Origin of the sequence: Agrobacterium sp. V1 (assembly GCF_030518355.1) — a bacterium.
Lineage (GTDB): Bacteria > Pseudomonadota > Alphaproteobacteria > Rhizobiales > Rhizobiaceae > Agrobacterium > Agrobacterium cucumeris.
This window is the reverse complement of record NZ_JAULSF010000001.1, coordinates 1,193,849-1,219,709: the sequence shown is the minus strand read 5'-3', so window position 1 is coordinate 1,219,709 and position 25,861 is coordinate 1,193,849. Positions and strand designations below refer to the sequence as shown.

The following is a 25,861-nucleotide window of genomic DNA, read 5'->3' as shown; positions in this document are numbered from 1 at the left end:
GGTTGCCACTTACTCGCCGTCATGCCGGCCTCGAGCGGGCATCCAGCCAGCCCAAGTCCTTGGGCTGAAAGGAGGCTTCCCGTCGCGCGGACGCGCGTCGGCTGGATTCCGGCTCAAGGCCGGAATGACGGAAAAGAAGCGTTATCGCTTACGGCTGGGCCAGGCAATCCTTCAGCGAGCCGGCAATACCGCGCATCAGCTTGAAATAGAGGTCTGGACCAGGCTCCAGCGTGGCCGCTTCCGGATCGAGCGTCGCGGACTTTGCGGCCGTGCCTTCAGTGATGACCGAGATCAGTTTCGGCTCGAATTGCGGTTCGGCGAAAACGCAGGTTGCGCCCAGTTGACGAACCTTCTCCTGCATCTGCTTGACGCGGTCCGCACCGGGCAGGGTCTCGGGGCTGACGGTGATCGACCCAGCCGTCTTCACGCCATAACGATGCTCGAAATATTGATAGGCGTCGTGAAAGACGATGAAAGGCTTGTCCTTGATCGGCTTGACCGTTTCAGCCAGTTCCGTGTCGAGTGCATCGAGATCGTCGATCAGCTTTTTGGTGTTGGCCTGATAGGTCGCGGCATTTCCGGCATCGGCCGCAATCAGTGCGGTTTCGATCGTCTGCGCCATGGCCTTGGCATTGGCGGGATCAAGCCAGAGATGGGTATCATAGGCGCCGTGCCCATGGTCATGGTCACCGTGGTCATGGCCATGATCGTGTGCCGCCTCGCCATCCGCATGGTCTTCATGACCTTCTTCGCCGTGGTCATGCGCCTCGAAGGGGCCGCCTTCACGGAAAGGCAGCTTTTCCAGCCCCTTGGCGTCTTCCAGTTCCACCACCGTCGCTTTGCTGGCCAGTGCCTCCAGCGGCTTTTCCAGGAAAGCTTCCAGCCCGGGCCCAACCCAGAACACCACATCCGCCTTTTCCAGCTTTCGGGCATTGGAGGGCCGCAGATTATAGGTATGTGGCGAGGCGGCACCCTCAACGATGAGCTGCGGTTCACCAACACCGCGCATGATGGCCGCCACGAGCGAGTGTATGGGCTTGATCGAGACCACGACATCGGGCGCGGCTGTGGCGCCCGAAGCGGCGGCCGCGATTGCCACCGACGCCATGAGCGGGATCAGGATCGATTTCATGCAATGCACTCCACTTGAAGAAGTATAGTTATGTTATTACATTTATTGCGTAACTCTATAACGTATGCAATAGCGGTAGGCAACATCGCCGAACGGACAATCCCATGCTTCATTCCACCCGTCAGGGTAACGATATACTGGTTTCCCTTGCCAATGCCGGCGTGCAGCGCAATGGCCGCTGGCTGGTGCGCGGCGTGGAGTTTTCCGTCAGCAAGGGCGAGATCGTGACGCTGATCGGCCCGAATGGCTCCGGCAAATCCACAAGCGCGAAAATGGCGATCGGCGTAATGAAACCAACCGAGGGTGAAGTCTCGCGCATTGCCGGCCTGCGCGTCGGTTATGTGCCGCAGAAGCTTTCGGTGGACTGGACCATGCCACTTTCGGTACGGCGGCTGATGACGCTGACCGGGCCGCTGCCCGCCCGCGAGATTGATGCGGCGTTGAATGCGACAGGCATCGCACATCTGGCGAACGCCGAAGTTCAACACCTTTCCGGCGGCGAGTTCCAGCGTGCGCTTCTGGCTCGCGCCATCGCCCGCAAGCCCGATCTTCTGGTTCTTGACGAGCCCGTGCAGGGTGTGGATTTCTCCGGCGAGATCGCACTTTACGATCTGATAAAAAATATCAGGAATTCAAGTGATTGCGGGATTCTGTTAATCTCCCATGACCTGCATGTGGTGATGGCGGAAACCGATACCGTGATCTGCCTGAACGGCCATGTCTGCTGCCGGGGAACACCGCAGGCGGTAAGCCAGAGCCCGGAATATATGCGGCTGTTCGGCGGTTCTGCCGCAAAGGCGCTTGCCGTCTATAGCCACCACCACGACCACACCCATCTGCCCGATGGCCGGGTGCAGCACGCGGATGGTTCGGTGACGGATCATTGCCACCCTGAAGACGGCCACCACCATGCCCATGCCCATGATCATGGCCACCATCATGATGACCATGGCGACGAATGCGGTTGCGGCCATGAACATGAACATGGGGACCATGCGCCCTCGAAACACGCGCAGGGAGAACGGCATGTTTGACGATTTCTTCGTTCGCGCCATGGTCGCCGGCATCGGCGTTGCCCTTACCGCCGGACCTCTCGGCTGTTTCGTGGTCTGGCGGCGCATGGCCTATTTCGGGGATACGATGGCCCATTCGGCACTGCTTGGCGTCGCGCTCTCGCTGCTGTTGCAGCTCAACCTCATCATCAGCGTCTTTCTGGTGGCGTCCGCCGTTTCGATCCTGCTGATTTTTCTGCAGCGGCGGCAGGCACTATCGTCCGACGCATTGCTTGGCATCCTGTCCCATTCAGCTCTCGCCATTGGCCTCGTCATCGTCGCCTTCATGAGCTGGGTGCGTATCGATCTCGTCTCGTTCCTGTTCGGCGATATTCTCGCTGTCACCCGCAGCGATATCGCGCTGATCTGGGGCGGCGGGCTGGTGGTCATCGTCTCCATGGTGTTCCTGTGGCGGTCGCTGCTCGCCTCCACCGTCAATACCGAACTGGCTGAAGCCGAGGGGCTGAACCCGGAGCGGGCGAAGCTCATTTTCACGCTGTTGATGGCGCTGGTGATTGCCATTGCGATGAAGGTGGTCGGCATCATGCTCATCACCTCGCTGCTGATCATCCCGGCTGCCACCGCCAGACGTTTTTCCGCCACGCCGGAGGTGATGGCCGTGGTCGCGTCGCTGATTGGCGCCATTGCCGTTATCGGCGGCCTGTTCGGCTCGCTGACCTATGATACGCCGTCCGGCCCCTCCATCGTGGTTGCCGCGGTGATCCTGTTCGTTATAAGCCTGTTGCCGGCGCCGGGTTTTTCCCGCTCCGCGGATGAAGGAGGCAAGTCATGAATGCTCAAACCCAGCAGAACCTCACCAAGAACCAGTCGCTGGTCATGAATGCCCTGTCAAACGCGCATCAGCCGCTCAGCGCCTATATGATCCTCGACAAGCTGCGGGATGACGGGTTCCGCGCGCCGCTGCAGGTGTACCGGGCGCTGGAAAAGCTGGTGGAATTCGGTCTCGTGCATCGGCTGGAAAGCCTCAACGCCTTCGTTGCCTGCACGCATACGCAGGCCGAGTGCTGCTCGCACCACCATGGCACCGTGGCGTTCGCCATCTGCGAATCCTGTGGGCAGGTGACCGAGTTTCATGATCACGAAATCGACCACCGTCTTGAGCGCTGGGTGAAGGACAGCAAGTTCAAGGCGGAAAAGACCACCATCGAGATTCGTGGTCTCTGCGCAAACTGCGCGTCATAGGCTTTGTTTGCGGGGTGGGCATGGCTGCCCACCGTTGCTCAGCCGTCGACAATCGCCAGATCTTTCGAAAAACGCTTCCAGTTCTCAATGTATTTTTCCGCGGAACGGCGCAGGCCGGCGACGGCTTCGTCATCCAGCGTTCGGATGGTCCGCGCCGGCGAGCCGACGATCAGCGAATTATCCGGAAATTCCTTGCCTTCCGTCACCAGCGCATTGGCGCCGACGAGGCAGTTGCGGCCGATCTTTGCGCCGTTCAGGATCGTTGCGCCCATGCCGATCAGCGAATTGTCGCCGATGCTGCAGCCATGCACGATGGCGTGGTGGCCGATGGTGCACATTTCGCCGATGGTTGCGGCAAAGCCGGGATCGCTGTGCACCATCGCGCCTTCCTGAATATTGGTGCCGCGCCCGACGCTGATCGGCTCGTTATCACCGCGCAATGTCGCGCCGAACCAGATGCCGACATCTTCGCCGAGCGTTACCGAACCGATGACATTGGCATCGGGGGCGACCCAGTAACGATCCGGGGCAGGGGTTTGCGGCACCCGTTCGGCGAGGCGGTAAAGCGGCATTCGGTTTCTCCCTCTGGATTATGCGCCGGCAGCGATCAGGCGACCGTGACGGACAGCGTACCGACACCATCGACGCCGCAGTCGATGCGGTCACCGCGCACGATCGGGCCAACCCCGGCCGGCGTGCCGGTCATGATCACGTCGCCGGCGGCAAGCGTGAAGAGCTTGGAAAGCTCGGCGATCACTTCCGGTACCTTCCAGATCATCTGTGCGAGATCGCCCGTCTGCTTGCGCTCGCCATTGACATCAAGCCAGATCGCGCCGGTCGCGGGATGGCCGATCTTGTCCGAGGGAACGATGGCGGAAACCGGGGCGGAATATTCAAACGCCTTGGCGCCTTCCCAGGAACGGCCCATCTTCTTCAGCCCGTCCTGCAGGTCGCGGCGGGTCATGTCGATGCCGACGGCATAACCCCAGACATGGTTCAGGGCCTCGTCCGCTGGAATATCCGCGCCGCCGCTTTTCAGCACCACGACGCATTCAACCTCGTAATGCACGTTCGAGGACAGCGACGGATAGGGGAAATCATTGCCGGCGGGCAGAAGATTGTCCGGGTTTTTCTGGAAATAAAAGGGCGGCTCGCGCGAGGGATCGTGACCCATCTCGATGGCGTGATCCGCATAATTTCGACCGACGCAATAGACCCGCCGCACGGGGAACATGTCGCCTGTGCCTTCAACGGGCAGGAGAACGGGTTTCGGGGCGGGAATGACTGTGGCGGCCATGGGAATTTCCTGTCGTCTCTTTAAGGTGCAATTCTTGTCCCGCGATTCCGGGCTGATTTCCAGTTGAAAATGCTGTCGAGTGCAAAACTGGCTTTTTCCGGTCCTTTGCTGTAGAAGCCGGCGCAAAGAGGTTAATCCATGTACAGACAAGCGCTTGAAAACGGCGAAAAAATCTTCGCCGTGGCCCCCATGATCGACTGGACCGACACGAGGTGCAGATTTCTGCACCGGCAATTGTCGAAGCGCGCGCTACTGTTTACCGAAATGATCGTTGCCGACGCCATCATCCATGGCCAGCGCGACAGGCTGCTCGGTTATCATCCGCAGGAACATCCCGTCGCGCTGCAGCTTGGCGGATCGGACCCGGCCAAGCTTGCCGAGGCGGTTCGTATTGCCGGCGATTACCGCTATGACGAAATCAACCTCAATGTCGGCTGTCCATCGGATCGGGTGCAATCCGGCACCTTCGGCGCCTGCCTGATGCGCGAGCCCGAAGTCGTGGCGCAGTGCGTTTCGGCGATGAAGGCGGTTGCGGCTGTGCCGGTGACTGTCAAATGTCGCATCGGGGTGGATGATCAGGAGCCGGAAACCGTGTTGCCGGATTTTCTGGCGCGTGTTGTCGCGGCCGGCGCGGATGCCGTGTGGATCCATGCGCGTAAAGCCTGGCTACAGGGGCTCTCGCCGAAGGAAAACCGCGAGGTGCCGCCGCTCGATTATGATCTCGTCCATCGTATGAAGCGGGAAAATCCCGATGTCTTCGTCGGCATCAATGGCGGTATCGCCGATCTCGATCAGGCGTGTGACCATCTGCAACATATGGATGGCGTGATGCTCGGCCGCGCCGCCTATCACAACACCTCCATTCTCGCCGATGTCGATCACCGCATCTACGGTGACGAGGCCCGGCAAGCCGACTGGATGGGGTTGCGCGACGCGATGATGGCCTATGCCGCCGATTATATTGCTGCTGGTGGGCGTCTCAACCACGTCACCCGCCATATGGTCGGTCTGTTTCAGGGCATGCCGGGCGCGCGCCGTTTCCGGCAAATCCTCTCCAGCGATGCCACACGGCCGGGGGCAGGGACTGAGGTGATCGAGGCGGCTTTCGCAGCGATCGATTTCAACCCGACGAAGGAGCTGGCGGGCTGAAGACTGGAAACGGCATTCTTGCGATCTTATGCCGTCGGCGACCAGGGCGTTGCGAAGAGTTCCGCGGCCTCAATCGGGAGATATCCTGGAGCATTTTGAGTAAAACTGTGTAGTGGTTTTACGTCCGGAAAGTGCCCGAAAACAAGGGTTGGAGCAGATCCGGTTGTTCCATTTAGACCGGACTGCTCCAGGGAGCGACCCAGACGAGCCCGCGCCATTCCCTGTCCGTATGACCGGGCATGGAGAAATCGCGCGTTGGTTCGCGGATCAGGCCAAGGCGCGACATGACGGCTTGGGAGCGAAAATTATCGGGGCTGGTATAGGCGATGATCCCAGCTATTCCCGCGTATCCGGTAGCATGGGTCAGCGCGGCTTTTGCGCTTTCAGTCGCATACCCTTTTCCCCAGGCCTGTCTTATGAAACGCCAGCCGATTTCGTGGTGCCGGCCGAGTGGATGATCTTCGGACAGGCGCGGCATGACACCGGCATAACCGAGAAACAGGCCATCGGGATTTTCAATAGCCCAGCGGGCGATGCCCTGTTCGCGCTCTGCCATGCGGTAGCGCTCGAATTTTTCCCGGCTCCGCGCCTCGTCCGCCGGGCCGCCCTGATCGGCCATCACCTCCGGATCGGACTGCATCGCGGCGAAGGCTTCAAAATGGTCGTCCCGCCAAAGGCGCAGGCGCAAACGTTCCGTCTCGATCATATTCATTCCGGCCAGCCCTCTGATAACGACAGCCTTTTGCCGGCGAAGCGCCTTGTGCCGTCATTGGCATTCTTGCCGGCGTGGGATGACGGGAGTGCGACGTGGGTTGTTTATTCTGCGGATACCGTTTTCCGACACGATGATTTATCGGTGACGCCGCAACATCCGGTGTTCGGCGTCAACGTGTCACTCAGACAGCCTTTTGCAATTCCTGTGCACCGTTGGGCGCATTGACCTTGCCACCGGTGATGAAGAAGGCGAAAACGTCACGCGGCGTTTTTTCCGCTTTCCGGTCGGGCGCGATCAGCGGCAGGTCGTCGGGTACGCCACCCGCCGCATAGGTCTTGACCCGTTTTGACCAGTGGCCGATCTCCGCCTTCGGGTAACAGGTTGCGATGTCGTCTTCGCCCTTTTGCAGGCGGCAATAGACGAAATCGGCCGTGACGTCAGGCAGCATCGGATAATCGTGGTGATCGGCGCAGACGACGGCGACCTTGTGTCTGGCGAGAAGATCGATGAATTCCGGCACTTGGAATGTTGGGTTGCGCACCTCGACCACATGGCGAAGGCGGATACCATCCTGCTTTTCAGGCAGGAGCGCCAGAAAGGCGCCGAAATCATCCGCGTCGAATTTCTTCGTGGGGGCGAACTGCCAGAGGATGGGGCCGAGATGGGAGCCGAGTTCCGTCAACCCTTGAGTCAAAAACTTCGTCATGGATTCCCCGGCTTCGGCCAGAACCTTGCGGTTGGTGACGAAGCGGCTGGCCTTCAGGGAGAAGATGAAATCCTCAGGCACTTCGGATGCCCATTTGGCGAAGGTCTCGGGCTTCTGGCTGCTGTAATAGGTGCCATTCACCTCAATGGCCGTCAATTGCCGGCTGGCATGTTCGAGCTGGCGCCTCTTCGGCAGCTTTTCCGGATAAAACGTGCCTTCCCATGGCTCGAATGTCCAGCCGCCGATACCGGTGCGGATCGTGCCTGATGTCGACATATGCTGTTCCTCCTTCGGCCTTTGGCCCATTCGACCTTTGCTGTGAAAGACTGCGGATTACTCCGCAGCCTCGCGTTTGCCGGCCGGCCGGCGTTCCAGAAGTTCCTTGAGGAAATGACCGGTGTAGGAGCGCTCGACCTTGACGATGTCTTCCGGCGTGCCGGTCGCCACAATTTCGCCGCCGCCCGTGCCGCCTTCGGGGCCGATGTCGATGATCCAGTCAGCCGTCTTGATGACTTCGAGATTGTGTTCGATCACCACGACGGAATTGCCTTGGTCCACCAGCGCCTGCAGCATTTCCAGCAGCTTGTTGACGTCGTGGAAGTGAAGGCCGGTCGTCGGCTCGTCGAGGATATAAAGCGTGCGGCCCGTCGAGCGTTTTGACAGTTCCTTGGCAAGCTTGACGCGTTGCGCCTCGCCGCCGGATAGCGTGTTGGCCTGCTGGCCGACCTTGATATAACCGAGGCCGACATCGAACAAAGCCTGCAGCTTGTCACGCACCGCCGGCACGGCAGCGAAGAATTCCACGCCTTCCTCCACCGTCATATCCAGCACGTCGGCAATGGACTTGCCCTTGAAAGTCACGTCCAGCGTCTCGCGATTGTAACGCTTGCCGTGGCACACGTCGCAGGTGACATAGACGTCAGGCAGGAAGTGCATTTCGATCTTGATGACGCCATCGCCCTGGCAGGCCTCGCAGCGGCCGCCCTTGACGTTGAAGGAGAAACGGCCGGGCGCATAACCGCGCGCCTTCGCTTCCGGCAGGCCGGCGAACCAGTCACGGATCGGTGTAAAGGCGCCGGTATAGGTGGCCGGGTTGGAGCGCGGCGTGCGGCCAATCGGCGACTGATCGATATCGATCACCTTGTCGATGAATTCGAAACCGTCGATGCGATCATGTTCGGCCGGAATTTCGCGCGCGCCCATCACCCGGCGTGCCGCTGATTTATAAAGCGTCTCGATCAGGAAGGTGGATTTGCCACCGCCTGAAACGCCGGTAACCGCAGTGAAAACGCCAAGCGGGACCGCCGCCGTGACATTCTGGAGATTATTGCCGCGTGCGCCATGGACCTTGATCTCGCGGCCCTTCTTGGGCTTGCGGCGCTCTGCCGGCACGGCGACCCCGAGTTCGCCGGAGAGATATTTGCCGGTTAGCGATTTCGGATTGGCCATTACGTCCTGCGGCGTACCTTCGGCGATCACCTGACCGCCGTGAATGCCGGCGGCGGGGCCAATATCGACCACATAATCCGCCGTCAGGATGGCGTCCTCGTCATGTTCGACAACGATGACAGTATTGCCGATATCGCGCAGATGCTTCAGTGTCTCGAGCAGGCGGGCATTGTCGCGCTGATGCAGGCCGATCGACGGCTCGTCCAGAACGTAGAGAACGCCCGTCAGGCCTGAGCCAATCTGCGAAGCGAGGCGAATGCGCTGGCTTTCGCCGCCGGACAACGTGCCGGAGTTACGCGACAGGCTGAGATAATCCAGTCCGACATCATTGAGGAAACGCAGGCGTTCGCGGATTTCCTTGAGAATGCGGACGGCGATCTCATTCTGCTTGGCGTTGAGACTTTCCGGCAGCACCTCGAACCAGTCGCGTGCCTTGCGGATCGACATCTGGGTGACTTCACCGATATGCAGCTTGTTGATCTTGACGGCAAGGGCTTCGGGTTTCAGGCGATAGCCGGCGCAGGCCGGGCAGGGCGCTGCCGACATATAACGCTCGATTTCCTCGCGCGCCCAGGCGCTGTCGGTCTCTTTCCAGCGGCGCTCCAGATTGGGAACGATGCCTTCGAAATTTTTCACCGTCTTGTAGGCGCGGGCGCCGTCCTGATAGTTGAATTCTATCTTGTCATCGGTGCCCTGAAGAATGGCGTGCTGCGCTTCCTTCGAAAGCTCCGACCATTTGCTGGACAGTTTAAAACCGAAGGCCTTGCCGAGCGCTTCCAGCGTCTGGTTGTAATAGGGAGAAGACGACTTGGCCCAAGGCGCGATGGCACCGTCGCGCAGCGTGCGCGCCGGTTCAGGAACAATCAGGTTTTCATCCACCTTCTGCTGCGAGCCGAGGCCATCGCAGCTGGGGCAGGCGCCGAAGGGATTGTTGAAGGAAAACAGCCGCGGCTCAATCTCCGGAATGGTGAAACCGGAGATGGGGCAGGCGAATTTTTCCGAAAACAGCACACGCTCATGGGTTTCATTGAGCGACTTGTTGGCGGAGCCGCCGGCGGCGGTTTCTTCCGGCGGCAGAGGCTTGTCGGCGAATTCGGCGATAGCCAGCCCATCGGCGAGCTTGAGGCAGGTCTCGAGACTGTCGGCAAGGCGTGCGGCCATATCCGGGCGCACCACCGCACGGTCGACGACCACATCGATGTCGTGTTTGTATTTCTTGTCGAGCGCCGGCACATCGGCGATTTCGTAGAACTGGCCATCCACCTTGACGCGCTGGAAGCCCTTCTTCATCAGCTCGGCAAGTTCCTTCTTATATTCGCCTTTGCGGCCACGCACGATCGGCGCAAGAATATAAAGACGCGTGCCTTCCTCAAAAGCGAGGATGCGGTCCACCATCTGGCTGATGGTCTGGCTTTCGATCGGCAGGCCCGTGGCCGGCGAATAGGGCACGCCAACACGCGCAAACAGCAGGCGCATGTAGTCGTAGATTTCCGTGACCGTGCCCACCGTGGAACGCGGGTTCTTCGAGGTGGTCTTCTGCTCGATGGAAATGGCCGGCGACAGACCCTCGATACGGTCGACATCCGGTTTCTGCATCATTTCCAGGAACTGGCGCGCATAGGCCGAAAGGCTTTCGACATAACGGCGCTGACCCTCTGCATAGATCGTGTCGAAGGCAAGCGACGACTTGCCCGAGCCGGAAAGCCCGGTCATGACAATCAGCTTGTTGCGTGGCAGATCGAGGTCGATACCCTTGAGATTATGCTCACGGGCACCACGGATGGAAATCGTCTTCAGTTCACTCATGACAAGGCTCGTGGCAAGGCTCGGACAAAAATAACAGGCTTGATGGCGGCGTGTCCTTATGTAGTGACGCAGCCGGAGGTGTCGAGGTCTATTCCCCATCGGTCGGAGCTTTTCAGCCCACTTGACTCGAATTTCGCGATTAAATAGAACAAAAAAGGAACAAATAGCAAGTGCGAATATCCGCTGTTCGAAGCTCTGGATTATTCGTTGTGGATAGTTCCACGCCTGCGGTGCCCTTTGCGGGCCGTGATGGTTATTGTGTGTGGAATTTTTTTGAAATGCAATTGCCGGTCATGATGGCCGGCGGACAGGATGACGAGATGGCTGGTAGCGTAAACAAGGTAATTCTGATCGGGAATGTCGGCGCAGATCCCGAAATCCGCCGTACGCAGGATGGCCGCCCCATCGCCAACCTGCGTATCGCCACCTCGGAAACCTGGCGGGACCGCAATAGCGGCGAGCGCAAGGAAAAGACCGAATGGCACACGGTCGTGGTTTTCAACGAAGGCCTGTGCAAGGTCGTCGAGCAATATGTCAAGAAGGGCGCCAAGCTCTATATTGAAGGCCAGCTGCAGACGCGCAAATGGCAGGACCAGACCGGGAACGACCGCTACTCCACCGAAATCGTGTTGCAGGGCTTCAACTCCACGCTCACCATGCTCGATGGTCGCGGTGAGGGTGGCGGCGGTGGCCGTAGCGGCGGTGGTGATTTTGGCGGTGGCGGAGATTACGGCAGCAGCGGTGGCGGCTCCAGCTCCGGTTATGGCGGCGGTTACGACCAGCAGTCGTCATCGCGCGGCGGCTCTTCACGCGGCGGCGGCCAGCCTTCCGGCGGCTTCTCCAACGATATGGACGACGATATTCCGTTCTGAGCCGACGACGAATGATGTTATGCGTCACAGGAGGCGGGCATGAGTGATGATACGGCACCGAAACAGCCGATCTCAAAACAACCGGCTTCCTGGCGCATCATTCTCGCTTTTTTCCTCGATTTCTGGACAGCGTTTTTCGCCGCCGGATTTCTCGTCGCAGCGGTCGCAGGCGGGCGCACGCCACATGGTTTCGCGCTGAGCGGCCTGCCTGCCTTTATCGCCTTAGTGCTGATCATCGCCTATTTCATCGTGCTCGGCCGGTTTTTCGGCGGCACGCTGTGGCAGCGGCTTTTGAAGGCTAAACGTTAGCCAAACGGCTTTGCCGGTTTTTACGGGAGCCGGTTATTTCGATGTCGCGGTGGTTACGCCGCGACTTTGTCGGCCAGCATCGCCACCATGACGTCGGATTGTGAGACAATCCCCACCATCTTGCCATTGGCGTCGATCACCGGCAGGTAATGCAACCCTTCTTCCGCAAAACGGATGATGGCTTCTTCGATCGAGGTTTCCGGTTGCACGGTTCTGACCGGCGATGTCATGATGTCCTTGACGGTATCGTTGGGGGCACTTGCACCGGAAAGAATGAGGCGCAGACGCTGCAGGAAACCGATGGAGGGGCGGCCGTTTCTCCAGCTTGCCTTTTCCAGAAAATCCGTCTGGGTGACGATGCCGACGATTTCCGCCCTGTCATTGGTGACGGGCAGGGCCTTGAAATGGTGGCTGTGCATCAGCGCATGGGCATGGCGCAGGCTGTCGTCAGGGGCAACGCCGACCACATCGCGCGACATGACGCTGGCGCAATCGAGATGCAGCGCGCGGCGGCGATAGGAGCGCAGCTCGGTCTTGCGCAGGATGGTCTCCAGTTCCTCGCGATCGATATCGAGAACTTCGTCATATTCCTTCAGCACCTCGTCGAGGTCGGTGGAGGAGAAGCCGATTTTCTGGATGGGGGTCGGATCCGTCGTGCCGTGGGCGGCCTTTCCGAGCTTCAGACCATGCGGATAGGCGCGGCCGGTGGCATTGTTATAGGCGAGCGCCAGCGCAAGAAGGATCAGCGAATTTCCAGCGACCGGCCATAGAAGGAAACCATATCCGAGGCTGTGAACGGCGGGACCGCCGAGAACTGCCGTCAGCGCTACAGCACCGCTTGGCGGGTGCAGGCAGCGCAGCGCCATCATGGCGGCGATGGCAAGGCTGATGGCGAGCGCGCTGGCGAGGAATAGATCCGGAACCAGCAGCGCCACCGTGACACCCACGAAAGCCGATACCAGATTGCCGCACATGATGGACCAGGGCTGCGCCAGCGGGCTCGAGGGCACCGCGAATAAAAGCACGGCCGATGCGCCCATCGGTGCGATCATGGCGGGCAGGGTGGGGTCGAAGCTGAGTGCGAGACTGCCCAGAAATCCGGTCAGGAGAATGCCCACGAAGGCGCCGGTCGCGGAACGCAGCCTTTCCCTGATACTGACAGGTGCGGCATCCGGGATGAGGCGACGCAGCGTGGAGCGCATGAAGAGAACTTTCGAATCCGGAAAAGATGCGCGTCTTTTAACCGAAACGATGGCCGGATTTAAAGGATGGATTTTTTACAGTTTCAGCGGGATGCGGGATTTTGTTGCGAGATATCGCCACCATGCCGCGTTTCAGAAGGCAAAGGCCGATTTTATGCCGTCGACCACGAATTGCACCGAAAGGGCTGCAAGCAGCACGCCAAGCAGCCGGGTGAGGATCGCCCGGCCGGTATTGCCGAGAAAACGGTCCATGCGTTCCGCAACGATCAGGGCCGCGTAGACAAGGGCCATGGCGAAAGCGAGGATCAGGATCAGTACGACCATCTCGATGGTGGTCTTCATCGTGCCGGCAAGAAGCACGGTGGCGGAAATGGCGCCCGGCCCGGCAATCAGCGGCAAGGCCAGCGGAAAGACCGCCAGATTGTGCAGATGGTCCTTGGTTATGGCGATTTCGGAGGTCTTTTCCTTGCGCTCCTGACGCTTCTCGAAAATCATCTCGAAAGAAATCCAGAACAGCAGAAGGCCACCGGCGATGCGGAAGGCGCCAAGCGAAATGCCGAGCAGGTTGAGGATGGTAAGGCCGAACAGGGCGAAGACGGCGAGAATGCCGAAAGCAATCAGCGAGCCGCGCAGGGCAACCTGACTGCGCTGGCTGCGCGTCATCCCTGCGGTAAGCGCAAGGAATACGGGCGCAAGACCGGGCGGATCGAGCGTGACCAAAAGTGTGGTAAGCGCGTTGATGAGCGTTTCGCTGCTGGCCATTCTTTCCCCGCTTATTGCCTTTTTGTGCGCGAGCCTACGCAAGTCGCGGCTGCTTTGAAAGGGAGCGGCGTTGCTTTTGCCGGGCTAAATCGCGAAAAGCGGTGTTCGTCTTGCAAATGACGCAAAAGACTGTTCAAAACTCGCCGGGAAATTGGCTTAACGTGGCTGTTTCCGCTATAAAAATCCATCCGATTCTTAACAGAGAATGTGATCCGTTTTGACTGACCAGAGCCCCCCCGGCGGCGGAAAACTTCCGCCAGGCATTGAACCGATTTCCATCATGGAGGAAATGCAGCGGTCCTATCTCGATTACGCCATGAGCGTCATCGTGTCCCGCGCGCTTCCCGATGTCCGTGATGGTCTGAAGCCGGTTCACCGCCGTATTCTTTACGGCATGTCCGAACTCGGCATCGACTGGAACAAGAAATACGTCAAATGCGCCCGCGTCACCGGTGACGTCATGGGTAAATTCCACCCGCACGGCAATTCGGCGATCTATGATGCGCTGGCGCGCATGGCGCAGGACTGGTCGCTCCGCCTGCCGCTGATCGACGGCCAGGGCAATTTCGGCTCCATCGACGGCGATCCGCCGGCGGCCGAACGTTATACCGAATGCCGCCTGGAAAAGGCCGCGCATTCGCTGCTCGACGATCTCGACAAGGAAACCGTCGATTTCCGTGACAACTATGATGGCACGTTGCAGGAACCGGTGGTTATTCCGGCGAAGTTCCCGAACCTGCTGGTCAACGGGGCAGGTGGCATTGCGGTGGGCATGGCCACCAATATTCCGCCGCACAATCTGTCCGAGGTCATTGACGGCTGTATTGCGCTGATCGAGAACCCGGCGATCGAGCTGCCTGAACTGATGCAGATCATTCCCGGCCCGGATTTCCCGACCGGTGCTCTGATCATGGGCCGCTCCGGCATCCGCTCGGCTTACGAGACGGGTCGCGGGTCGGTCATCATGCGCGGCCGCGCCACCATCGAGCCGATGCGCGGCGACCGCGAGCAGATCATCATCACCGAAGTTCCCTACCAGGTGAACAAGGCCTCGATGATCGAGAAGATGGCCGAACTGGTCAAGGAAAAGCGCATCGAGGGCATTTCCGACCTGCGCGACGAATCCGACCGTCAGGGTTATCGCGTCGTCGTCGAGCTGAAGCGCGATGCCAATGCCGACGTCATCCTGAACCAGATTTATCGCTACACGCCGCTGCAGACCTCGTTTGGCTGCAACATGGTGGCGCTGAACGGCGGCAAGCCGGAACAGATGACGCTGCTCGACATGCTGCGCGCCTTCGTCGCGTTCCGCGAGGATGTCGTCAGCCGCCGCACCAAGTACCTGCTGCGCAAGGCGCGCGACCGCGCGCATGTGTTGGTGGGTCTGGCGATTGCGGTTGCCAATATCGACGAGGTCATCCGCGTTATCCGTCACGCGCCCGATCCGGCTTCGGCCCGCGAGGAGTTGATGACGCGGCGCTGGCCGGCGCGGGATGTGGAAAGCCTGATCCTGCTCATCGACGATCCACGCCATCGCATCAACGAAGACGGCACCTACAATCTGTCCGAAGAGCAGGCGCGTGCCATTCTCGAATTGCGTCTTGCCCGTCTGACGGCGCTGGGTCGCGATGAAATCGGCGACGAACTGAACAAGATCGGCGCGGAAATCAGCGAATATCTCGACATCCTGTCTTCACGCCTGCGCATCATGCAGATCGTCACCGAGGAGCTCATCGCCATCCGTGACGAGTTCGGCACGCCGCGTCGGTCCGAGATCGTCGAGGGCGGTCCCGACATGGACGATGAAGACCTCATCGCCCGGGAAGACATGGTCGTCACCGTTTCGCATCTCGGCTATATCAAGCGCGTGCCGCTCACCACCTACCGGGCGCAGCGTCGTGGTGGCAAGGGTCGTTCCGGCATGGCGACGCGCGACGAGGATTTCGTCAACCGTCTCTTTGTTGCCAACACCCATACGCCGGTGCTGTTCTTCTCCTCGCGCGGCATCGTCTACAAGGAAAAGGTCTGGCGCCTGCCCATCGGCACGCCGCAGTCCAAGGGCAAGGCCCTTATCAACATGCTGCCGCTGGAACCCGGCGAACGCATCACCACCATCATGCCGTTGCCCGAGGATGAAACCACCTGGGAAACGCTTGATGTGATGTTCTCGACGACTCGCGGTACGGTTCGCCGTAACAAGCTCGGCGATTTCGTCCAGGTCAACCGCAATGGCAAGATAGCCATGAAGCTCGATGAAGAGGGTGATGAAATCCTCTCCGTTGAAACCTGTACGGATCGGGACGACGTGCTTCTGACCACGGCGCTTGGCCAGTGCATTCGCTTCCCCGTGGACGATGTGCGCGTCTTTGCCGGCCGTAACTCGGTCGGCGTGCGTGGCATCAACATGGCCGAAGGCGACCGCATTATCTCCATGACCATTGTCGGCCATGTGGACGCTGAACCGTGGGAGCGTGCCGCTTACCTCAAGCGCTCGGCAGCCGAACGGCGTGCCGCAGGCGTTGATGAAGACGACATCGCGCTCGTTGGTGAAGAAGTGACGGAAGAGGGCGAACTCAGCGAAGAGCGTTATCAGGAGCTGAAGGCACGCGAAGAATTCGTGCTGACGGTATCCGTGAAGGGCTACGGCAAGCGCTCGTCCTCCTACGACTTCCGCACATCGGGCCGCGGCGGCAAGGGCATCCGCGCCACCGATACCTCGAAAACGGCGGAGATCGGTGAACTCGTCGCGGCTTTCCCCGTGGACGAAGGCGACCAGATCATGCTGGTTTCTGATGGCGGCCAGCTTATCCGCGTGCCGGTCAACGGCATCCGCATCGCCAGCCGCGCCACCAAGGGCGTGACGATCTTCTCCACCGCCAAGGATGAGAAGGTGGTTTCCGTGGAACGCATCAACGAGCCGGAAGGCGACGAAGAGGCGGAAAACGGCAATGGCGACGAGGCGGAAGACAATCTGCCGGATACGCCTGAGGCACCGGAGAGCGAGGCGTAAGCCGCCTCGTTTCCCTTTCGTCAATCAACGGAAAACCCCGCGGCGCTCAGGCACCGCGGGGTTTTTCTTTGGGTCTTATCTGGCCAGTTCGGTTTGTTAGCGAATTCGGATATGGATCGGCGCACGTCCGGAACGGCGGGCCACGTGAAGGTGGATGCTGGCTTCCGGCTGGTTGGCGCGCCAGGCGCGGGCGCCATGCGACAGGAGCAGGCTGACCAGATCGCGCGTCTTTGCCTTGGAACGGTTGAGACCGAGATCGGCGATCCGCATCGCCGCTTCATGAATGGGATGCAGAACCGACAGACTGCTTTGCCCGTTGCCAGACGCAATGTCCGAATAATTCTCGTTAACTGCCATCTTGGAAAGCCTCGCTACACATTACACAATTCGAGGAGACAGGCGATGTTGCGACAATGAACACCGCCTGCGGAAACGTCGGTTACTGGAGTGACGCCCAGCAGCTGACGCCTTTCTTTTTCAATGCATTGCATGCATTTACCGCGGCGTTCTGGCCATCAAAGCCGCCGAAACGGGCGCGGTAGATCTGGGAGCCGTCCTTGCTGAAGGCGACCGTGAAGGGCTTTGCGGAACGCAGGGCCGCACCACCTTTTTCCTGTGCGTTCTGCAACAGGCCGCGGGCGGAGTTTTCGTCCGGCGATGCGCCGATCTGGATTACCCAGCCACCCTGAGGTGCGGCAGACGTAGCCGACGCCGAAGGGGCAGGGGCGACGGAGGCGGTAACGATATTATCCACCTTGGTCGAGTTGGTGATCATGCTGCGATCCGGAGCGATCGGCGCCCGAACAATCGGATCCTTGCCCTTCTGCCAGGTAGCGGCTTCCATGGCCTTGACGGCGGCATTGGAAGAGGAACCTGCAAAGGCGGTGACCGGCGCTTCTTCATAACGGGCCTGCGGTACAGGGCCGGCATTGGGCAGGCCGGCATTGGTAGCCGCAACCGCAACGGAAGGAACAGCTGCCGCCACGGCGACGGGCTCTTCGACGGGTGCAGACCGCGTCTGGGCGATCAGGTTGCTGTTACCGCCACGCGATGCCTGCGGCAGATAGGTTGCGACAAGCTTGCGCATGGTGGCGTCACGGGCGGCGCTGGAGCGACCGCCGAGAACGACGGCAACGATGGAACGACCATCGATCTGCGCCGAAGTGGCAAGATTGCTGCCGGCTGCACGGGTGTAACCGGTCTTGATGCCATCCACGCCCTTGACGGTTCCGACAAGACGATTGTGGTTGCCGATGACCTGCTTGCCAAAATTGAAGGTGCGGGTGGAGAAGTAACCGTAATATTGCGGATAATGCTGGCGAAGGGCGATGCCGAGGCGGGCCTGATCGCGTGCCGTCGTCATCTGCGCCGTGTTGGGCAGGCCGTTGGCATTGCGGTAGGTCGTGCGGGTCATGCCGAGCGCACGGGCCTTGGCGGTCATCATTCTGGCGAAACGGTCTTCCGAGCCGCCGAGATATTCGCCGAGCGCCGTCGCCATGTCATTGGCGGAGCGGGTGACGAGAGCCAGAATGGCCTGTTCGACCGTAATGGCACCGCCGGCGCGCACGCCAAGCTTGGATGGCGGCTCCTTGGCGGCATTGGCCGAGACCGGCACCTTGGAATCAAGTGAGATGCGTCCGGAATTAAGTGCCTCGAACGTCAGATAAAGCGTCATCATCTTTGTCAGAGAGGCGGGATAACGCAAACCGTCCGGATCCTCGCCGTAGAGAACCTTGCCGGTCTTAGCGTCGATGACGATGCCCGCATATTTCGGTTCCGCCTGCGCGGTGCCCACGGATGTTGCGGTTATGAACGCCGCAGCAAGGGTCAACGCCAGAAACCTTACAAAAGACGTCGCACCCGCTTTGCGCGAATGTGCCCATGATACACTTTTCAACACTGCTGAACTCTTCAATCGCATATTTCTGTTCCGCTCGGACACGCCCCGCCCGATAGCTCCGGGGAGAAACTTTATCGGGATGGCGTTACCAAGTGGTTTATGAAAGGTATCCACCCTCCATAAAATGCGACTTTTCGCACGCAATCTGTGCCATGCCGTGTCACGGATTTCCGTCTTTTGCGAGCCGCTGCTCAATATAATGTTTCACATCGGTGTCGAGCTTTTGCCATTGCGGCAGCAGGCCGGAGGAGAATCGGTAAAAAAGACTGAGATCCTGCCCGACGTGGATATCCCTCTGGCAGTCGCTGCCCGTGGCCTCCTGGGGTGTCTGCGGCAGAAGGCAGCGCACAACATAGTCGCTTTCGCCTTCGCGCCGTCCAGTCAGGATAACTTCCTTGCCGTAACCGGAATCGGCACGCAGGCGGTGTAGCAACAATCCGTGCTTCAGCTGTACGGGGTCTCCTTCCGTCAGCCGTGTATAGATCGGCCCGAACCGGCCGGACATGTCCTGTGACATGGTGCTTTGCGACAGCTGAATATAAATCAGCCCCGTTGCCTCAGCCGGATCGTCGAATATTGCGCGATTCCCTTCCTCGTATCCCTTGAGGCCAGGCCAGGTCAGATAAAGATCGACCCGCTCCTGTTCGCCGCCCTCACGACCGGAGGGCAGGCGCAGCGTGTTCTTCGCGAGCTTCAGCCGGTCGTTGCCGATTACTATCTGCACCTCGTCGGTCGCCGTCGTGTGGCCCGCCTTCAGTATGCGTTCGCCATATAATTTGACGCCGAAATTAAGAGCGACGACTAAAACGAGAAGGATACCGGCGATGATGGCGGCGCGGCGCATCAGCGACGATGAAAGCAGGGGTGTTCCGTTCTGCATGGGCGTCCAGATTCGTTCTTGTCGCGGGCGGGATTTCCAGGCCGAAAATTGGCTGACAAAGCTTTAACCTGCGGCGATCGCCATTGAAATGCTGTTTTGCCGCTGCTACCTGATAGGGCGCAAGCAAAGGACGGCATATGGCAGCGCGCGACAGATATTCCCGGAAACTCGAATGTTCCAAATGTGGTCATCAGGGTTTTGCCGAAGTGTCGGAATCAGACGAGAAGAGCCGCGCCGATGTCGATTTTCGCGTCGATGAAATGCCGCGGGGGTTTCGCACCGAACGCGCCTCGGGAGATCCGACCGATTTCATGATCCGTTGTGGCCAGTGCGGCAACATATTTCGTTTCCTGCAGAAAACCGCCTATGCGCCCGGAGGCGAACCGCGCGTGAAGGCCTGAACGGGAGGTGCCGGATGACCATGCCGCAACAACCGAACGGAGCGCCGCCAAGGCGCAAGCCAATCTGGCCGTGGATCGTGCTTCTGGTGCTGACGCTCTGCGCCATCTACTCCTATAATCGCGCCAACGAAATCCTTGCCGAATTGTCTGACACGTTGCCGCCAGCGGTGCTGAACCTGTTCGAGGATATTCTCCGGGGTGGCGGACGACACGGTGATGGCGGCCCCAGCATCGGGGTCTGAATAGACAAACCGACAATAGGGTTTGCCTGCAGGCTGGGCCTCTCGCACACAGACGTTTTTTAGAGGCTCATTAAAGAAAAAAAGCCCCGCAAACGGGCGGGGCAGGTTGATCGCTCGGGGAAAGTTGGGCAATGCCCGGGAGCGATGTGACTATATAAGCGACAATATTGCTGACGCGATAGGCCACTTCCGTCCCAAACAGTACGCCGGCGCATAAAATTTGCTCAAGTGAGGGGGATTTAAAGAGATGAACTCGCTAAATCTGTCAGGCAACTTGACAGCAAGCCATCCTATTCTTTCGCTTGCCTCGAATTGCACATATTTGCTCCTAACATAAAGAGACATGAGCAGACGCATGGATAAATCCGGAATCTTCTTCGTGGCGCTTTTGCTGGTGCTTGTTGCAATCGTTCTCAGCCTGACGCTGTTTGATTCGGCCGAGCAAGGTCCAACGGTTCCCGCGGGCGAGGGGTCTCTGCTGCCGCCGGCGACAACGCCCAGCCAATGACCGTGTGACTGCGAGACAAGGGACGGCAACGGTGTGCGCCTGCCGGGATTGACGGCCCTTTTCAAACCGCTATAAAGCCTCACCACCGAAGGATGGGTGTCCGAGTGGTTTAAGGAACCGGTCTTGAAAACCGGCGTGCGTGAGAGCGTACCGTGGGTTCGAATCCCACCCCATCTGCCATTCAGCTCAAAAGTGCCCCTTTAAAACGCGCAACGATTGCCGATCCTTGTCGCGTCGTCTCGCCGGTGCTGCTTTAATCTTATTCACAACGAAGAAACCCGCCTTTCGGCGGGCTCCAGATTTCACATTGAAACAGATTTCGTCATCAGATTTCGGGGCAACCCCGTTCGTTGGCGAAGGTGATGCGATCCGGGCCGCGGCGGGTGAAACCCTGAACAACGACGCGGCCGGGGGTGACACGCACGACTTCAGGATCTCGAAGGCCAGCCTCACGGGCGGCGGCGCGGGCTTCGCGTTCGCTGCAGCCGCGCATGCGGGGCGGGCCACGGCGGTCAACGTCTCTGTCGCGATCTCGATCGCGGATGACGGGGCGGACGCCATCGGGACCGATCCTCAATTCCATGTCCTGTGCCCCGGCCGGGACCGGCGCTGCGATGGATACCAGGGCGATGCCAAGCGCCAGACCCGTAGCTTTTATTGACTTGATCATGGTTTCCTCCCTCAGCCGAAAACCGGCGGAAGCTTGTTTGTTTGCGGGGAAGAAACGCGGTCGCACTGCCTTTGTTCCGTAATGACGGATGCCGGGTAAGGTGCAGATGAGCGTCAACGGCAGATTTCAGGCACCCAAAAAAGAGATAAATCATTAACCACGTTCATTACAATTTTATCGAATTTGCAGAAGTCGTTCGCATTTTCGCCACGTTATGCACAAGATTAAGCGACTGTTAGGTGCTTCGATGGCAGGGGCAATTAATCGAGGCAAGTGAGGGTGCGGTTCTCCGAGCCAATAGCAGCGTGGGGCAGACGATTTGAATTCTACGGTCAAGAAACTCGGCATCAGCACCAGATCGGGTGCGAAGTGGCTTGCAATTTCCGTGCTTTGCGCTGCGACAGCGTCGTGTTCCACCACGACCGAGACCAAGCCTAAGCCCAAGCGCAGCAAGGAATATTTCTCTGAATCGGAATATGGCGTCAAAGCCAGCCCGCGCGTTGCCGATGGCAAGAGCATTCCCAAGGGCGGCGGGCGAGAGCTGATCGGCAACGCCTATACCGTCAAGGGCCGTCGTTATTTTCCGAAAGAAGAGCCGGGTTATAACAAGACCGGTCTTGCCTCCTGGTACGGTTCCGCCTTCCATGGCCGCCTGACGGCGAATGGCGAAGTGTACGATAAAGAACATCTTTCTGCCGCACATCCGACATTTCCCCTGCCGAGCTATGCGCGCATTACCAATACGGAAAATGGCGCTTCGGTTCTGGTGCGCGTCAACGATCGCGGACCTTTCCATGAAGGCCGCCTGATCGACGTTTCCAGCAAGACAGCTGATCTTCTCGACATGAAGGCGACAGGTACGGCGAATGTGCGTGTGCAATATGCCGGCCGTGCCCCGCTTGACGGTCACGACATGCCCTATCTGATGGCGTCTTATATTCCGAAGGGCTCGCGCTCGCCGGGTGTGGCGCCGGAAGGGCAGATCGCAACGGGCGTGATGGTGGCTTCGGCCTCTCCGAATTTCGTTCCGGCTCCTGCCTCCAATCCGAATTATAGCGGGTCGACGCAGACGGCGCTGGTCGGTTCCAAGAAGAATGCGGCCCTGCAGGCCATGCCGCTGGTCAATGGTCCGGCACCGGTATTCGAGCAATTTGCGATCCTGCCGGAAATCGGTCCGTTCCTGGCCGAGCGTCCCGAAGGAAACTTCATGCGTGAGCCGGCAGCACCCGGCGGCAATTATCTGCGCGTGCCGACACCATCGTCCAAATATGCGGCGGCTTATTCGGAAGAATCTGCTACGGTTTCCCGGACCGCACGTGCCTTCGACAGCGTGCTGGTCGATCGTGGCGCGCTCAACGAGCAATCGATACTCGCCCATGTGAAGCGTCAGCAGGCGAAGTCTCGCTGACGGATTGAAGGGTAGGGCTGCATCCGTTTCATTTCGGGCGGCCGGTTGCGGCAGGCAGGACTGGGCGGTTTCATGCGCAAGGCCATTTATCGCTCCTATTGTTCGGTCGTCGTCGCGGCCGGACTGGCGTTTTTCAGTGCGGGTGCGGCGCAATCGCAGACTGCACCCTTCATCGCCAAGGCCGAACAGGCCTATATGATCGATGCCGAAACCGGCACCGTGCTTCTCTCGCAAAATGAGGATCAGTCGTTTCCACCGGCTTCGCTTGCCAAGCTGATGACGGTGGAGGTGGTGCTGGATGCGCTTTCCAAGGCGCAGGTGACACCGGAGACCGCTTATCCCGTCTCTGAATATGCCTGGCGCACGGGCGGTGCGCCGTCACGAACCTCGACCATGTTCGCGGCGCTGAAATCTTCCGTCAGCATCAACGATCTCCTGACCGGCATCATCGTGCAGAACGCCAATGATGGCTGCATCATCATCGCCGAAGGCATGGCGGGGTCGGACCCGGCATTTGCCAAGCGCATGACCGCGCGGGCGGGTGAACTCGGCATGAACCGCAGCAGGTTCACCAATTCCACGGGGCTTCCTGATCCGGGCAACCAGACGACGGCCAGGGATATGGTGCGTCTTGCCCAGCATCTGCACGATACCTATCCGGATCGTTACGGGCTTTTCACCAAGCCGGATTTCGAATGGAACCGGATATTCCAGCGCAACAAGAACACATTGCTTGGGAGCGGCATAGATGGGCTCGGGCTTGGCTTTGCGGAGGGCAGCGGCTTTGCGGCCGTGGTTTCGGCTGAGCGGGAGGGTCGGCGGGTCTATCTAGCGCTGTCAGGCATAACAGACGACAAGACGCGGCAGGAAGAAGCCCGCCGTGTAGTCGAGTGGGGCCTCACAGCCTTCGAAAAGCGCCATCTTTTCAGCAAGGATGAAGTGGTGGGGTCGGTCAGCGTCTATGGCGGTGATGCGTCCTATGTCGATCTCTCGCCGAAGGAAGATGTCAGCGTGCTGGTGCCGGTCAACAATCCGGAGCGAATTTCCGGACGGATTGTCTATCGCTGGCCATTGAACGCGCCGCTGGACGTGGGCGCCATTGCGGGAACGCTCAAGGTCTTTTCCGGTGAGCGGCTGCTGCGCGAAGTGCCGCTTTATACCAAGGGTTCGGTCGGCAAGGGCTCGTTGACCCAGAATGCAGCGGGTGCGTTGAAAGAACTGCTGCTGTTCTGGCTCTGAAAATCCGCGCTTTGCGCCACTTTCCTCTATGCTTTTGTTCAGGCACCGGATTTTCTGAAAAGCGCTTCACACTTTTTGGTTCGATGCTGTAAACAGGCATTTCAATATTTCCGGGAATTCCTCGCAGGACGTGACATTGGCCGAAAAGACTGGATTGTTCATCAGCTTCGAAGGCGGCGAGGGCGCCGGCAAGTCCACGCAGATTCGCACACTTGCCGAGGCGCTTCGTGGTCGGGGCTTCGAGGTGGTAGTGACGCGTGAGCCGGGAGGCTCGCCGGGTGCGGAGGCCGTGCGGCATGTGATTTTGTCGGGTGCGGCGGAATCCTTCGGTGTGCGCATGGAAGCAATCCTGTTTGCGGCGGCGCGCAACGATCATGTCGAAGAGGTCATTCGCCCGGCGCTGGCGCGTGGCGAGATCGTGCTCTGCGACCGGTTCCTTGATTCCTCCCGTGTCTATCAGGGCGCGACCGGCAATCTGGAGCCGGATTTCATCGAGACGCTGCAACGCATTGCCATCGATGGTGTGGTACCGGAACTGACGCTGATCTTCGACATTGCCGCCGAAAAGGGGCTCGCCCGCGCCAGAAAACGGGCGGATGAGGGGGCTGCGCCTGACCGGTTCGAAAAAGAGGAAATCGAAACCCACGAGAAGCGGCGGGAAGCCTATCTTGATATAGCGCTTGCCGAGCCGCGTCGCTGCCGTATCGTCAATGCCGACCAGCCGGAGGAGAAGGTAGCGGAGGATGTGAGGTCCTTTGTCGAGCCCTTGCTCGAACAACTGGGAACTGCGGCGGGCGCGGCGCATGAGTGAGGTTCAGGGCGTTCTCGACGGCGCGATTGCGCCGCAGCAGAACACGAAGCTTTTCGGGCATGAGGAAGTCGAAGCGTTCCTCGCCCAATCCTATCGTTCCGGCAAGGGCCATCACGCCATTCTCATCGAGGGGCCGGAAGGGATCGGCAAGGCAACACTCGCCTTCCGTTTCGCCAATCATGTCCTCAACCATCCCGATCCGTCTTCGGCACCGGATGTCCTTGCCGATCCCGATCCGCAATCGCTTGTCAGCCGGCAGATCACGGCCGGGGCGTCGCACAACCTGTTGCATCTGACCCGTCCGGTGGATGAAAAGACCGGCCGCGTGAAATCCGCCATCACCGTGGATGAGGTGCGGCGGGCCGGGCATTTCTTCTCACAAACCTCGGGCACCGGCAACTGGCGCATCGTCATCATCGATCCGGCCGATGATCTCAACCGCAATGCCGCGAATGCGATCCTGAAAATACTGGAGGAGCCGCCGAAGCGGGCGATGTTCCTCGTCCTGTCGCACGCGCCGGGCAAGTTACTGCCGACCATCCGCTCGCGCTGCATGCCGCTTCGTCTGCTACCGCTTTCCGATGCGGATATGGTGCAATCACTCGACCATCTCGGCATCGGCTCCGCCGGCGAAAAGCGCGATGCCCTGATTGCCGCCTCGAAGGGCAGCGTGGCGCAGGCGCTCAAGCTGATGAATTACGGCGGCTCCGACATTGTCGAGGCCTTCGCCGAGGTCATGGCTGCCGAGGGGCCGGGCGCACGCAAGAAGATGCACAAGCTGGCCGAGGTTCTGGCGCAGAAGGATGGCGATATCGTTCTCGGCTTCTTCATGGAGCATGTGACGGAAGAGTTGATGGAGCGGGCCCGGGCGGCCGCCATGGCGGGCGACATCGCGGCGGCGGAAAGACATGCGCGGCTATCTTCGATGCTTGCGGAGCGCATCAGCGTGGCGCAGGCCTATAATCTCGACAAGAAGCAGATGGTGCTTTCCATTCTTGAAGATGTTCGGGGTGTTTGACGGGCGAGGGATCGTATGGAACGTACGATTTCGATGGCGTATAAACCTCTTCCGTCATGCCGGCCTTGAGCCGGCATCCAGCCACGGCGCGTCTGCGCCGTGAGATGAGTCTTTTGCGAT

General features: G+C 59.6%; 26 protein-coding genes and 1 tRNA gene. 15 read left to right on the top strand and 12 right to left on the bottom strand.

Annotated features, from left to right (window positions below; translation table 11 throughout):
* Positions 1-148: 148 nt before the first annotated feature.
* Positions 149-1,132 (bottom strand): zinc ABC transporter substrate-binding protein ZnuA, encoded by a 984-nt coding sequence (znuA, locus tag QSV77_RS05910; RefSeq protein ID WP_269699600.1) that lies wholly within the window; start codon positions 1,130-1,132, stop codon positions 149-151.
* A 104-nt stretch (positions 1,133-1,236) separates the two neighbouring features.
* Here znuA and znuC point away from each other — a divergent pair, with 104 nt between their 5' ends.
* The 3 genes from znuC to zur are packed head-to-tail and all read left to right on the top strand — an operon-like array spanning position 1,237 to position 3,387.
* Entirely contained in the window at positions 1,237-2,166 is a 930-nt protein-coding gene (gene znuC / locus QSV77_RS05905; protein ID WP_302732829.1) for a zinc ABC transporter ATP-binding protein ZnuC, read from the top strand.
* Positions 2,159-2,977, top strand: a complete 819-nt coding sequence (gene znuB / locus QSV77_RS05900; protein WP_142839781.1) for a zinc ABC transporter permease subunit ZnuB — start codon at positions 2,159-2,161, stop codon at positions 2,975-2,977. The genes znuC and znuB overlap by 8 nt, the downstream gene beginning before the upstream one ends.
* On the top strand, positions 2,974-3,387 hold the full coding sequence (gene zur / locus QSV77_RS05895) for a zinc uptake transcriptional repressor Zur (RefSeq protein WP_065115613.1): 414 nt from the start codon (positions 2,974-2,976) through the stop codon (positions 3,385-3,387). Before znuB ends, zur begins: the two co-directional genes overlap by 4 nt.
* Before the next feature lie 38 nt (positions 3,388-3,425).
* Here zur and QSV77_RS05890 read toward each other — a convergent pair whose 3' ends face one another.
* On the bottom strand, positions 3,426-3,959 hold the full coding sequence (locus tag QSV77_RS05890) for a gamma carbonic anhydrase family protein (RefSeq protein WP_302732828.1): 534 nt from the start codon (positions 3,957-3,959) through the stop codon (positions 3,426-3,428).
* A 35-nt stretch (positions 3,960-3,994) separates the two neighbouring features.
* Positions 3,995-4,684, bottom strand: coding sequence for a fumarylacetoacetate hydrolase family protein (locus QSV77_RS05885; protein WP_302732827.1), 690 nt, complete (start codon positions 4,682-4,684; stop codon positions 3,995-3,997).
* Positions 4,685-4,822: 138 nt separating this feature from the next.
* On the opposite strand from QSV77_RS05885, the gene dusA reads away from it, so the two are divergent.
* Entirely contained in the window at positions 4,823-5,833 is a 1,011-nt protein-coding gene (gene dusA / locus QSV77_RS05880) for a tRNA dihydrouridine(20/20a) synthase DusA (RefSeq protein WP_302732826.1), read from the top strand.
* A 172-nt stretch (positions 5,834-6,005) separates the two neighbouring features.
* On the opposite strand, the gene QSV77_RS05875 is transcribed toward dusA, so the two are convergent.
* From QSV77_RS05875 to uvrA, 3 genes are all read right to left on the bottom strand, one after another.
* Positions 6,006-6,545: a GNAT family N-acetyltransferase gene (locus tag QSV77_RS05875; RefSeq protein ID WP_302732825.1), complete on the bottom strand. Its 540-nt coding sequence runs from the start codon at positions 6,543-6,545 to the stop codon at positions 6,006-6,008.
* 184 nt (positions 6,546-6,729) lie between these two features.
* Positions 6,730-7,530, bottom strand: coding sequence for a DUF72 domain-containing protein (locus QSV77_RS05870; RefSeq protein WP_302732824.1), 801 nt, complete (start codon positions 7,528-7,530; stop codon positions 6,730-6,732).
* Positions 7,531-7,587: 57 nt separating this feature from the next.
* Positions 7,588-10,509 (bottom strand): excinuclease ABC subunit UvrA, encoded by a 2,922-nt coding sequence (gene uvrA / locus QSV77_RS05865; protein WP_302732823.1) that lies wholly within the window; start codon positions 10,507-10,509, stop codon positions 7,588-7,590.
* Between the two features lie 278 nt (positions 10,510-10,787).
* On the opposite strand from uvrA, the gene QSV77_RS05860 reads away from it, so the two are divergent.
* Positions 10,788-11,381 carry a single-stranded DNA-binding protein gene (locus QSV77_RS05860; RefSeq protein ID WP_052760243.1) on the top strand — a complete coding sequence of 198 codons (594 nt, stop codon included), beginning with the start codon at positions 10,788-10,790 and terminating at the stop codon, positions 11,379-11,381.
* A 39-nt stretch (positions 11,382-11,420) separates the two neighbouring features.
* On the top strand, positions 11,421-11,690 hold the full coding sequence (locus QSV77_RS05855; protein ID WP_269699592.1) for a hypothetical protein: 270 nt from the start codon (positions 11,421-11,423) through the stop codon (positions 11,688-11,690).
* Between the two features lie 53 nt (positions 11,691-11,743).
* Here QSV77_RS05855 and QSV77_RS05850 read toward each other — a convergent pair whose 3' ends face one another.
* Both QSV77_RS05850 and QSV77_RS05845 read right to left on the bottom strand, forming a co-directional pair.
* Positions 11,744-12,892, bottom strand: coding sequence for an HPP family protein (locus QSV77_RS05850; protein WP_269699591.1), 1,149 nt, complete (start codon positions 12,890-12,892; stop codon positions 11,744-11,746).
* A gap of 132 nt (positions 12,893-13,024) precedes the next feature.
* Complete coding sequence (locus QSV77_RS05845) at positions 13,025-13,654, bottom strand: MarC family protein (protein WP_142839772.1); 630 nt, start codon at positions 13,652-13,654, stop codon at positions 13,025-13,027.
* 217 nt (positions 13,655-13,871) lie between these two features.
* Between QSV77_RS05845 and gyrA the strand changes: the two genes are divergently transcribed.
* Positions 13,872-16,664 (top strand): DNA gyrase subunit A, encoded by a 2,793-nt coding sequence (gyrA, locus tag QSV77_RS05840; RefSeq protein ID WP_269699590.1) that lies wholly within the window; start codon positions 13,872-13,874, stop codon positions 16,662-16,664.
* Positions 16,665-16,760: 96 nt separating this feature from the next.
* Here gyrA and QSV77_RS05835 read toward each other — a convergent pair whose 3' ends face one another.
* The 3 genes from QSV77_RS05835 to QSV77_RS05825 all read right to left on the bottom strand — a co-directional run bounded on the left by QSV77_RS05835 (position 16,761) and on the right by QSV77_RS05825 (position 19,444).
* The gene (locus QSV77_RS05835; RefSeq protein WP_046800148.1) at positions 16,761-17,021 is read right to left on the bottom strand and encodes a hypothetical protein; all 261 of its coding nucleotides are present in this window, start codon (positions 17,019-17,021) and stop codon (positions 16,761-16,763) included.
* 82 nt (positions 17,022-17,103) lie between these two features.
* On the bottom strand, positions 17,104-18,585 hold the full coding sequence (locus tag QSV77_RS05830) for a D-alanyl-D-alanine carboxypeptidase family protein (RefSeq protein WP_142839770.1): 1,482 nt from the start codon (positions 18,583-18,585) through the stop codon (positions 17,104-17,106).
* A gap of 139 nt (positions 18,586-18,724) precedes the next feature.
* Positions 18,725-19,444 (bottom strand): hypothetical protein, encoded by a 720-nt coding sequence (locus tag QSV77_RS05825; RefSeq protein WP_302732822.1) that lies wholly within the window; start codon positions 19,442-19,444, stop codon positions 18,725-18,727.
* Between the two features lie 137 nt (positions 19,445-19,581).
* Between QSV77_RS05825 and QSV77_RS05820 the strand changes: the two genes are divergently transcribed.
* The 4 genes from QSV77_RS05820 to QSV77_RS05805 all read left to right on the top strand — a co-directional run bounded on the left by QSV77_RS05820 (position 19,582) and on the right by QSV77_RS05805 (position 20,775).
* Complete coding sequence (locus tag QSV77_RS05820) at positions 19,582-19,845, top strand: hypothetical protein (protein ID WP_046800151.1); 264 nt, start codon at positions 19,582-19,584, stop codon at positions 19,843-19,845.
* A 14-nt stretch (positions 19,846-19,859) separates the two neighbouring features.
* A complete protein-coding gene (locus QSV77_RS05815) occupies positions 19,860-20,087 on the top strand; it encodes a hypothetical protein (protein WP_142839768.1) in 228 nt (75 codons plus the stop codon).
* A gap of 355 nt (positions 20,088-20,442) precedes the next feature.
* Positions 20,443-20,595: a hypothetical protein gene (locus QSV77_RS05810; RefSeq protein WP_302732821.1), complete on the top strand. Its 153-nt coding sequence runs from the start codon at positions 20,443-20,445 to the stop codon at positions 20,593-20,595.
* A 90-nt stretch (positions 20,596-20,685) separates the two neighbouring features.
* A tRNA-Ser gene (locus QSV77_RS05805) sits at positions 20,686-20,775 on the top strand.
* 145 nt (positions 20,776-20,920) lie between these two features.
* Here QSV77_RS05805 and QSV77_RS05800 read toward each other — a convergent pair.
* Positions 20,921-21,265 (bottom strand): hypothetical protein, encoded by a 345-nt coding sequence (locus QSV77_RS05800; protein WP_271361226.1) that lies wholly within the window; start codon positions 21,263-21,265, stop codon positions 20,921-20,923.
* Positions 21,266-21,584: 319 nt separating this feature from the next.
* Between QSV77_RS05800 and QSV77_RS05795 the strand changes: the two genes are divergently transcribed.
* The 4 genes from QSV77_RS05795 (at position 21,585) to QSV77_RS05780 (ending at position 25,741) form a co-directional block, all read left to right on the top strand.
* The gene (locus tag QSV77_RS05795) at positions 21,585-22,673 is read left to right on the top strand and encodes a septal ring lytic transglycosylase RlpA family protein (protein ID WP_269699586.1); all 1,089 of its coding nucleotides are present in this window, start codon (positions 21,585-21,587) and stop codon (positions 22,671-22,673) included.
* A 72-nt stretch (positions 22,674-22,745) separates the two neighbouring features.
* Positions 22,746-23,912: a D-alanyl-D-alanine carboxypeptidase family protein gene (locus QSV77_RS05790; RefSeq protein WP_302732820.1), complete on the top strand. Its 1,167-nt coding sequence runs from the start codon at positions 22,746-22,748 to the stop codon at positions 23,910-23,912.
* Between the two features lie 136 nt (positions 23,913-24,048).
* Positions 24,049-24,723 carry a dTMP kinase gene (gene tmk / locus QSV77_RS05785; RefSeq protein WP_302732819.1) on the top strand — a complete coding sequence of 225 codons (675 nt, stop codon included), beginning with the start codon at positions 24,049-24,051 and terminating at the stop codon, positions 24,721-24,723.
* Positions 24,716-25,741 (top strand): DNA polymerase III subunit delta', encoded by a 1,026-nt coding sequence (locus QSV77_RS05780; protein ID WP_302732818.1) that lies wholly within the window; start codon positions 24,716-24,718, stop codon positions 25,739-25,741. Before tmk ends, QSV77_RS05780 begins: the two co-directional genes overlap by 8 nt.
* Positions 25,742-25,861 lie beyond the last annotated feature (120 nt).

What these genes read in the sequence shown, in the direction of transcription:
- znuA (WP_269699600.1), bottom strand. Translation starts at nt 1,132, where the DNA reads ATGAAATCGATCCTGATCCCGCTCATGGCGTCGGTGGCAATCGCGGCC.
- znuC (WP_302732829.1), top strand. Translation starts at nt 1,237, where the DNA reads ATGCTTCATTCCACCCGTCAGGGTAACGATATACTGGTTTCCCTTGCC.
- znuB (WP_142839781.1), top strand. Translation starts at nt 2,159, where the DNA reads ATGTTTGACGATTTCTTCGTTCGCGCCATGGTCGCCGGCATCGGCGTT.
- zur (WP_065115613.1), top strand. Translation starts at nt 2,974, where the DNA reads ATGAATGCTCAAACCCAGCAGAACCTCACCAAGAACCAGTCGCTGGTC.
- QSV77_RS05890 (WP_302732828.1), bottom strand. Translation starts at nt 3,959, where the DNA reads ATGCCGCTTTACCGCCTCGCCGAACGGGTGCCGCAAACCCCTGCCCCG.
- QSV77_RS05885 (WP_302732827.1), bottom strand. Translation starts at nt 4,684, where the DNA reads ATGGCCGCCACAGTCATTCCCGCCCCGAAACCCGTTCTCCTGCCCGTT.
- dusA (WP_302732826.1), top strand. Translation starts at nt 4,823, where the DNA reads ATGTACAGACAAGCGCTTGAAAACGGCGAAAAAATCTTCGCCGTGGCC.
- QSV77_RS05875 (WP_302732825.1), bottom strand. Translation starts at nt 6,545, where the DNA reads ATGAATATGATCGAGACGGAACGTTTGCGCCTGCGCCTTTGGCGGGAC.
- QSV77_RS05870 (WP_302732824.1), bottom strand. Translation starts at nt 7,530, where the DNA reads ATGTCGACATCAGGCACGATCCGCACCGGTATCGGCGGCTGGACATTC.
- uvrA (WP_302732823.1), bottom strand. Translation starts at nt 10,509, where the DNA reads ATGAGTGAACTGAAGACGATTTCCATCCGTGGTGCCCGTGAGCATAAT.
- QSV77_RS05860 (WP_052760243.1), top strand. Translation starts at nt 10,788, where the DNA reads ATGCAATTGCCGGTCATGATGGCCGGCGGACAGGATGACGAGATGGCT.
- QSV77_RS05855 (WP_269699592.1), top strand. Translation starts at nt 11,421, where the DNA reads ATGAGTGATGATACGGCACCGAAACAGCCGATCTCAAAACAACCGGCT.
- QSV77_RS05850 (WP_269699591.1), bottom strand. Translation starts at nt 12,892, where the DNA reads ATGCGCTCCACGCTGCGTCGCCTCATCCCGGATGCCGCACCTGTCAGT.
- QSV77_RS05845 (WP_142839772.1), bottom strand. Translation starts at nt 13,654, where the DNA reads ATGGCCAGCAGCGAAACGCTCATCAACGCGCTTACCACACTTTTGGTC.
- QSV77_RS05835 (WP_046800148.1), bottom strand. Translation starts at nt 17,021, where the DNA reads ATGGCAGTTAACGAGAATTATTCGGACATTGCGTCTGGCAACGGGCAA.
- QSV77_RS05830 (WP_142839770.1), bottom strand. Translation starts at nt 18,585, where the DNA reads ATGCGATTGAAGAGTTCAGCAGTGTTGAAAAGTGTATCATGGGCACAT.
- QSV77_RS05825 (WP_302732822.1), bottom strand. Translation starts at nt 19,444, where the DNA reads ATGCAGAACGGAACACCCCTGCTTTCATCGTCGCTGATGCGCCGCGCC.
- QSV77_RS05820 (WP_046800151.1), top strand. Translation starts at nt 19,582, where the DNA reads ATGGCAGCGCGCGACAGATATTCCCGGAAACTCGAATGTTCCAAATGT.
- QSV77_RS05815 (WP_142839768.1), top strand. Translation starts at nt 19,860, where the DNA reads ATGACCATGCCGCAACAACCGAACGGAGCGCCGCCAAGGCGCAAGCCA.
- QSV77_RS05810 (WP_302732821.1), top strand. Translation starts at nt 20,443, where the DNA reads ATGGATAAATCCGGAATCTTCTTCGTGGCGCTTTTGCTGGTGCTTGTT.
- QSV77_RS05800 (WP_271361226.1), bottom strand. Translation starts at nt 21,265, where the DNA reads ATGATCAAGTCAATAAAAGCTACGGGTCTGGCGCTTGGCATCGCCCTG.
- QSV77_RS05790 (WP_302732820.1), top strand. Translation starts at nt 22,746, where the DNA reads ATGCGCAAGGCCATTTATCGCTCCTATTGTTCGGTCGTCGTCGCGGCC.
- QSV77_RS05780 (WP_302732818.1), top strand. Translation starts at nt 24,716, where the DNA reads ATGAGTGAGGTTCAGGGCGTTCTCGACGGCGCGATTGCGCCGCAGCAG.